This is a genomic window from Methylorubrum podarium (assembly GCF_022179745.1).
GTDB classification, from domain to species: domain Bacteria; phylum Pseudomonadota; class Alphaproteobacteria; order Rhizobiales; family Beijerinckiaceae; genus Methylobacterium; species Methylobacterium podarium.
Window position 1 is genome coordinate 1 of record NZ_BPRD01000281.1, and the last position, 5,893, is coordinate 5,893.

Consider the following 5,893-nt stretch of genomic DNA (forward strand, 5'->3'; position numbering starts at 1 on the left):
AACTTTTCCTTGCCCATCGTGCATTCCTATCGCGGACACGCCGGCCAATGCCGGACGTAAAGGCGCGGACCGCTTAGAGGCTCGCGCGACGATGATCAAGCGGCAGGTTTGCCGGGAGAGAAGATTGCCGCGATCGGGGCTTCAGGACTCGGCCTCGCCGACCGGTTCGTAGAGCCGCTGCGCCTCCGGGGCACCCCCCCGGCGCTCGCCGAGATCGAGCACCCGCACCAGCATCGTGCCGTGGGGGGCGGCGACGGTGAGCACGTCGCCGCAATGGACCGCCTTGGCCGGTGCGTCGGCGCGGGTCCCGTTCACGCGGACATGGCCGTCGGTGACGAGCCGGGCCGCCATCGAGCGGGTCCGCGCGAAGCGCGCGAACCATAGCCACTTGTCGAGGCGCTGGCGCCCCGCGCTCATTCCCTGTCCGGACGCGACGCGCTCAGCGCTTGCCCCCGTCGGATTCGAGCTTCGCCTTCAGCGCGGCGAGGGCGGCGAAGGGCGAATCGGGATCGGGCTGGCGCTCGCGGCGCGGCGGGCGCTGCTCGGCGTTCGGGCGGCGGTTCTCGTCGCGGCGGTCGGGCCGGTTGCGGTTGCCGGGGTGGTCGCGGCGCGGGCCGCCCTCCCCCTGTCCGTCCCGACGCCCGTCGCCCCGGCCCTCGGCCCGGGCCGGACGGCCGCCCTCCGGACGGTCCTCGCGGGGACGGCGCGGACCGTCGCCCCGGCGCTCGCCGTGACGGCCATCATGACGGCCATCTTGGCGACCGTCGTGACGACCGTCCTGCCGGCCCTCCTGACGCCCGTCCGGGCGGCCCTGGCCGCGGCCGGGCCGCTGACCGGCGTGGCGCTGCGGACGGTGCAGATGCCAGACCTCGACGGTCTCGGGGGCTGCCGGTTCCGCCGGCTCGGCACCGGTCTCCTCCGTTACCGTCTCGGACGCAGGCTCGTCGGCGGGAACGGCCGAATCGGCCGCGTCGACGGCCTCGACCTCTCCCGTCGCGGCCGCCGCCTGCGCCGCTTCCGCCGTCTCGGCCGGCATCGGGGCAGAGGATTCCGGGGCGGCGGCCTCCGTCGCAGCCTCGGCCGCTGCCGGCTCCTCGACCGGAGCGGGCGCTTCGGCAGACGGCTCAGCCTGTTCCGCCGGGGCGGCCCCGATCACGGGAGCCTCCGTTTCGGAAGCAGCGGTCTCGGCATCGACAGGCTGGGCATCGGCGGCCTCGGCCGGCGCTTCCGCCGCGCTGTCGGCGGTCGCCTCGGCGGTGGCCGTCTCGCCAGCCGGCTCCGCGGTCTCAGCGGCCTCGGCGGTCTCCGGCGCCGTCTCCTGCGCGGCGTCGTCGCTCACGCCCTCACGAACCGTTTCCTCGGGCGCGGCCTCGCTGGGCCGTGCGGCGGGGATGGTCGGGGCGGCGGCGACCAGCGGCACGGTGATGGCCGGGCCGGGGCGTACTTGCGCGACGTAGCCGAGGGACTTCAGGATCGACGCAAAGTCCTCGCCCGAGCAGCCGACCAGCGAGGTCATGTTGACGGTCGCCACGAAGCCGTCGCCGTCGGCGGTGCCGGCCGGGGGCTCGCCCGGCGTCGTGCCGGGGCGGTAGGCGATGGCCGGACGGATCAGGTCGGCGAGCCGCTCCAGGATGTCGACGCGCACCGCCCGCTCGCCGCAGACCCGGAAGCCGGCGGCGCGGTAGAGGCCCTTGGCGATGGCCGGATCGACCTTGATCGAGGTGCGGCCCGAACCGGCCAGATGCGCGATCTCGTCAAGGCCCGGCTGGTCGAGGCCGCCGCTCTTGAGCGCCCAGAGCTGGGCGGCGAGGGTGCGCGGCGCCGGCTTCAGCAGGGCCGGCAGGAAGATGTGGTAGGCGCCGAAGCGGACGCCGTGGCGGCGCAGATTCGCCCGCCCGTCCTGATCGAGGCTGCGCATCTCGTGCGCCACCTTGGCCCGCTCCAGCACGCCGAGGGCCTCGACCACCTGGTAGCCGATGCCGCGGGCGAGCCCGGTGAGGTCGGCGGCCGATTCGATCTCCATCAGCGGCCCGAGCAGGCGCACGACGTGGGCGCGCAGCCACGCGGTCAGTCGCGCCTCGACCTTCTCGCGGGAGGCGCCGGCGAGGCTGTCGTCGGCGACGAGGCGAAGCCCCGGCTCGAACAGCTTGTCGCCCGGCGTCAGCTTGGCGACCGGGTCGCCGGTCCAGCGGATGACGCCGTCGTGCGAGAGCACCAGCGCGGCGTCGGCGGCCGAGGCGAAGCGGTCGGCCCGCGCCTCGATCTCACCGGCCAGCGCCTTCTCGGCGGCGGAGCGCAGGGTCTTGGCTTCGTGGCCCTCGGCCTGGGGGTCGGGCACGAATTGGAAGCCGTGAAGACGGCCCACATGTTGACCCTCGACGGTGACGTCACCGCCGGAGGTGATTTCGGCTTCCAGCATCGTCTTCTCTCTCAAGCGCCGCATCAGGACGCTGGTGCGCCTGTCGACGAAGCGGCTCGCGAGGCGCTCGTGCAGGGCGTCGGACAATCTGTCCTCTACCCGACGCGTCTCGCCCTGCCAATGCAGAGGATCGAGCAACCAGTCGGGGCGATTCGCCACGAAAGTCCAGGTCCTCCCCTGCGCGATGCGCTGGGACAGGGCGTCGATGTCGCCGTCGGTGCGGTCGATCATCGCCACGTGGCGGGCGAACCAGTCGTTGGGGATGCGCCCCGCCATGCCGCGCATCAGGAAGCGGTAGAGCTGCGCCACGAGGTCGGCATGGGTCTGGGGATGGACCTTGCGGTAGTCCGGCACGCCGCAGGTGTCCCACAGGCGCCTTACCGCGGACGGGCTCCGCGCCATGTCGCGGATGTCGTCCTCACGCATCAGGATCTCGAACGCCTGCTGGTCCTCGCCCATCGGCGCCCGGGTGAGGCCCTGCTCGTGCGGGTGCTCGTCGAGGCTCGCCTGGAGCTTCTCGAGGGAGGCGAAGTCGAGGTCCGGGTTGCGCCATTGCAGCAGGCGAACCGGGTCGAAATCGTGCGTCTCCAGCGCCTCGATCATCTCCGGCTCGAAGGGCGGACAGCGCCCCGTCGAGCCGAAGGTACCGTCGGCGATGTGGCGACCGGCGCGGCCCGCGATCTGGCCCATCTCGGCCGGGGTCAGCTTGCGGAAGCGGCTGCCGTCGTATTTCCAGTTGGCGGCGAAGGCGACGTGATCGACGTCGAGGTTGAGCCCCATCCCGACCGCGTCGGTGGCGACCAGGTAATCGACCTCGCCGGACTGGTAGAGCTCGACCTGGGCGTTGCGGGTGCGGGGCGAGAGGGCGCCGAGCACCACCGCCGCGCCGCCGCGCTGGCGCCGGATCAGCTCGGCGATGGCGTAGACCTCCTCCGCCGAGAAGGCGACGATCGCCGTGCGGTGCGGCAGCCGCGAGATCTTCTTCTCGCCCGCGAAGGTCAGGTTCGAGAGGCGGGGCCGCGTCGTCGTCTGCACGCCGGGAATCAGCGCCTGCACCAGCGGCAGCATGGTCGAGGAGCCGATCAGCAGCGTCTCCTCGCGCCCGCGGCGGTAGAGCAGCCGGTCGGTGAAGACGTGGCCGCGATCCATGTCGGCAGCGAGCTGGATCTCGTCGATCGCCACGAAGGCGACCTCCAGATCGCGCGGCATCGCCTCGATGGTGCAGATCCAGTAGCGCGGCCGGTCCGGCTTGATCTTCTCCTCGCCGGTGACGAGGGCGACGTTCTCGGTACCGACCTTGGCGACGACCCGGAGATAGACCTCGCGGGCGAGGAGCCGCAGGGGCAGGCCGATCATGCCGGTCGGATGCAGCAGCATCCGCTCGATCGCCATGTGGGTCTTGCCCGTATTGGTCGGGCCGAGCACCGCCGTGACCCCGCGCGCGCGGGCCTCGCGGTGAAGGGTGCGAAGCGTCATGCTGAGGGCGGCGATCCCTGCGGCATCGAGGGCCGTCGGAGAAGCGGAGGGCAGCCGGGCCGGCAAGCCCTGCGACGGAGAACGGCCGCTAGCGGGACGGTGCGAACCGCGGCGGCCTTCCCTCATATGGGACGCCCGGCGTCGGTGCGCCAGCCGGGGCGCCGACGCTGGGATAGGCGTAGATGTCGATCCGGGGTTGCGGCTGCTGCGGCGTCAGGTCGGTGCAGAGCGTGTCGGGCATCGCCGTGAGCGGGCCGCGGCGGGGCGGCCGGCCTTCGATCACCTGGGCGGAGGAGAAGGCGTCGGGTCCGCAATCGGGACCGGCCGTAAGGGGGTCTCCGGCTCTTGCCGTGCCGGAGGCGACGATCGGCAGGATGATGCAGACGACCCGGAGGGCGTTCGTGCCGGGTCTGGTTGCCGCAAGTCGAAGCATCGCAATCCTCCCGGCGGCTGCTCTCGGCGGAGCATCGTTCCGAAAGGTGGAGGATGCCTTTCATCGGATGCCGCGAACGGAGACTCGAGGCGGCTCCTCGAAGCCGTCATTCCGGGGCCGCGCAGCGGAACCCGGAACCCACCCGTGATGCGCGGTCGTGCGATGGCGTCGAGACCAGTCGTCGATTCCGGGTTCGCCTTCGGCGCCCCGGAATGACGGTCGTCAGGTTTTTAGGGCGTCGTTGCATTCCGAGTATTCCCCGCCGCGACGAGGCCTCGGACGCGCACCAGACCTTAGCCAAAGCAACCGACGCAAGACCTTGGTTGCTACCGCTGCGCCAGGCTCGCGTCGGCCACGGCCGCCGGCTGCGCCTCGCCGGTCGCCGCGGTCGCGGTGCCGGTGCGCGTCCAGCGGGTTGCCTCGATGATGTTGGTGCCGAGCGTCGTGCGCACCGAGATCCGCATCGGCACCAGCACCCGCGTCCCCTCCACGGGGGCGAGCCAGACCGACATGTCGCGGTTCTCCTCCATGAACTTCACCCCCGGCCGGTCGGGCCGGTGGCCGGCGATGGCGACGTAGCGGGCGTTGCAGACGAGCACCGGGCCGCTGTAGCCGGGCTTCTCCACCTGCCGGGTCTCGCCGTAGCTCAGCACCACGTTGAAGCGGGTGGCGCCGTCGAAGACGGGGAGCGTGCGGTTGCAGTTCTCCGGATCGGTCAGCTCGGCCCGGGCGCGGGCCGGCATCATCAGGGCGCTCGCCGGATCGATCACGCCGCGCTTGGCCGCCGCCGTGACCGGCACCCGGTCGCCGGTGTCGAGCAGCGGCGGGGTCACCTCGGCCTGGGTGACGTTGCCGTTGGCCAGCGCCATGCGCACGGCGATGCCCGAGCCGCTGGTGCGGGTGGCGATCGAGAAGGCGTTCGGCAGCGGCGCCGCGGCGATGCTGCCCGAGGAGCGGGCCGAGCCCTGCCCGCCGGTGACCGCGCCGACGAGGCCGGTCAGCACCGCCGAGACGTCCATCCGGTAGCGCGCGCCCTCGAAGGCGCCGCTGAGCTGGGCGTTGCCGATCGGGATGCCGGCGAGGTTGACGCTGTAATCGACGGCGACGCCCGCCGGGGCCGCCTTCGTCTTGTGGGCCCGCGGCGCGGCCTGGGCCGCGGCCGGGAGAGCGAGTGCCCCCGCGAGGACGAGGAAGCGGGCGCAAAGGAAAGGCTTGGCGCGCATGGTCGGGACTCTGGGCGGCTCCACGCTCCGGCCGTCTCGGGACGAGGCGGGCCGGACGGTCGAGCTTATCGCGACCCATGGTTAACAGACCGTTCGGCCGGCGCCAGTGGCAGGTTGGGCGCGACGGGTTGAGGTCCGGTGAGGTCCGGTTCAGCCCTCGGGCTTCCAGGTCTGCCCGTGATAGACGAAGCGCCCGCCCTCGCTCGCTAGCGCCGCGAGGCCGCTGAAGGCGGGATCCTTCACGGTGATGACGCTGGTGGGGATGGCGCGCATCTGCTCGGCGAAGGGCGCCTTGCGCTCGAAGGCGTCGCGGAAATCGCCCTCGCGCAGGATCGGCTCGAG

General features: G+C 72.4%; 5 protein-coding genes. All 5 read right to left on the minus strand.

Annotated elements, in window-relative coordinates:
• Nucleotides 1–141 precede the first annotated feature (141 nt).
• Nucleotides 142–417: an RNA-binding S4 domain-containing protein gene (locus MFF42_RS14430; RefSeq protein WP_238256348.1), complete on the minus strand. Its 276-nt coding sequence runs from the start codon at nucleotides 415–417 to the stop codon at nucleotides 142–144.
• Nucleotides 418–439: 22 nt separating this feature from the next.
• Nucleotides 440–3,895, minus strand: a complete 3,456-nt coding sequence (locus MFF42_RS14435; protein ID WP_238256349.1) for a helicase-related protein — start codon at nucleotides 3,893–3,895, stop codon at nucleotides 440–442.
• 88 nt (nucleotides 3,896–3,983) lie between these two features.
• The gene (locus tag MFF42_RS14440; RefSeq protein WP_238256350.1) at nucleotides 3,984–4,328 is read right to left on the minus strand and encodes a hypothetical protein; all 345 of its coding nucleotides are present in this window, start codon (nucleotides 4,326–4,328) and stop codon (nucleotides 3,984–3,986) included.
• A 326-nt stretch (nucleotides 4,329–4,654) separates the two neighbouring features.
• Entirely contained in the window at nucleotides 4,655–5,551 is an 897-nt protein-coding gene (locus tag MFF42_RS14445) for a DUF3108 domain-containing protein (RefSeq protein ID WP_238256351.1), read from the minus strand.
• A 150-nt stretch (nucleotides 5,552–5,701) separates the two neighbouring features.
• A partial coding sequence (locus MFF42_RS14450) for a glucokinase (protein WP_238256352.1) occupies nucleotides 5,702–5,893 on the minus strand: 192 nt, incomplete at its 5' end.

Bases quoted from the DNA above. Each gene is read 5' to 3' on its own strand.
- MFF42_RS14430 (WP_238256348.1), bottom strand. From the start codon at position 417: ATGAGCGCGGGGCGCCAGCGCCTCGACAAGTGGCTATGGTTCGCGCGC.
- MFF42_RS14435 (WP_238256349.1), bottom strand. From the start codon at position 3,895: ATGACGCTTCGCACCCTTCACCGCGAGGCCCGCGCGCGCGGGGTCACG.
- MFF42_RS14440 (WP_238256350.1), bottom strand. From the start codon at position 4,328: ATGCTTCGACTTGCGGCAACCAGACCCGGCACGAACGCCCTCCGGGTC.
- MFF42_RS14445 (WP_238256351.1), bottom strand. From the start codon at position 5,551: ATGCGCGCCAAGCCTTTCCTTTGCGCCCGCTTCCTCGTCCTCGCGGGG.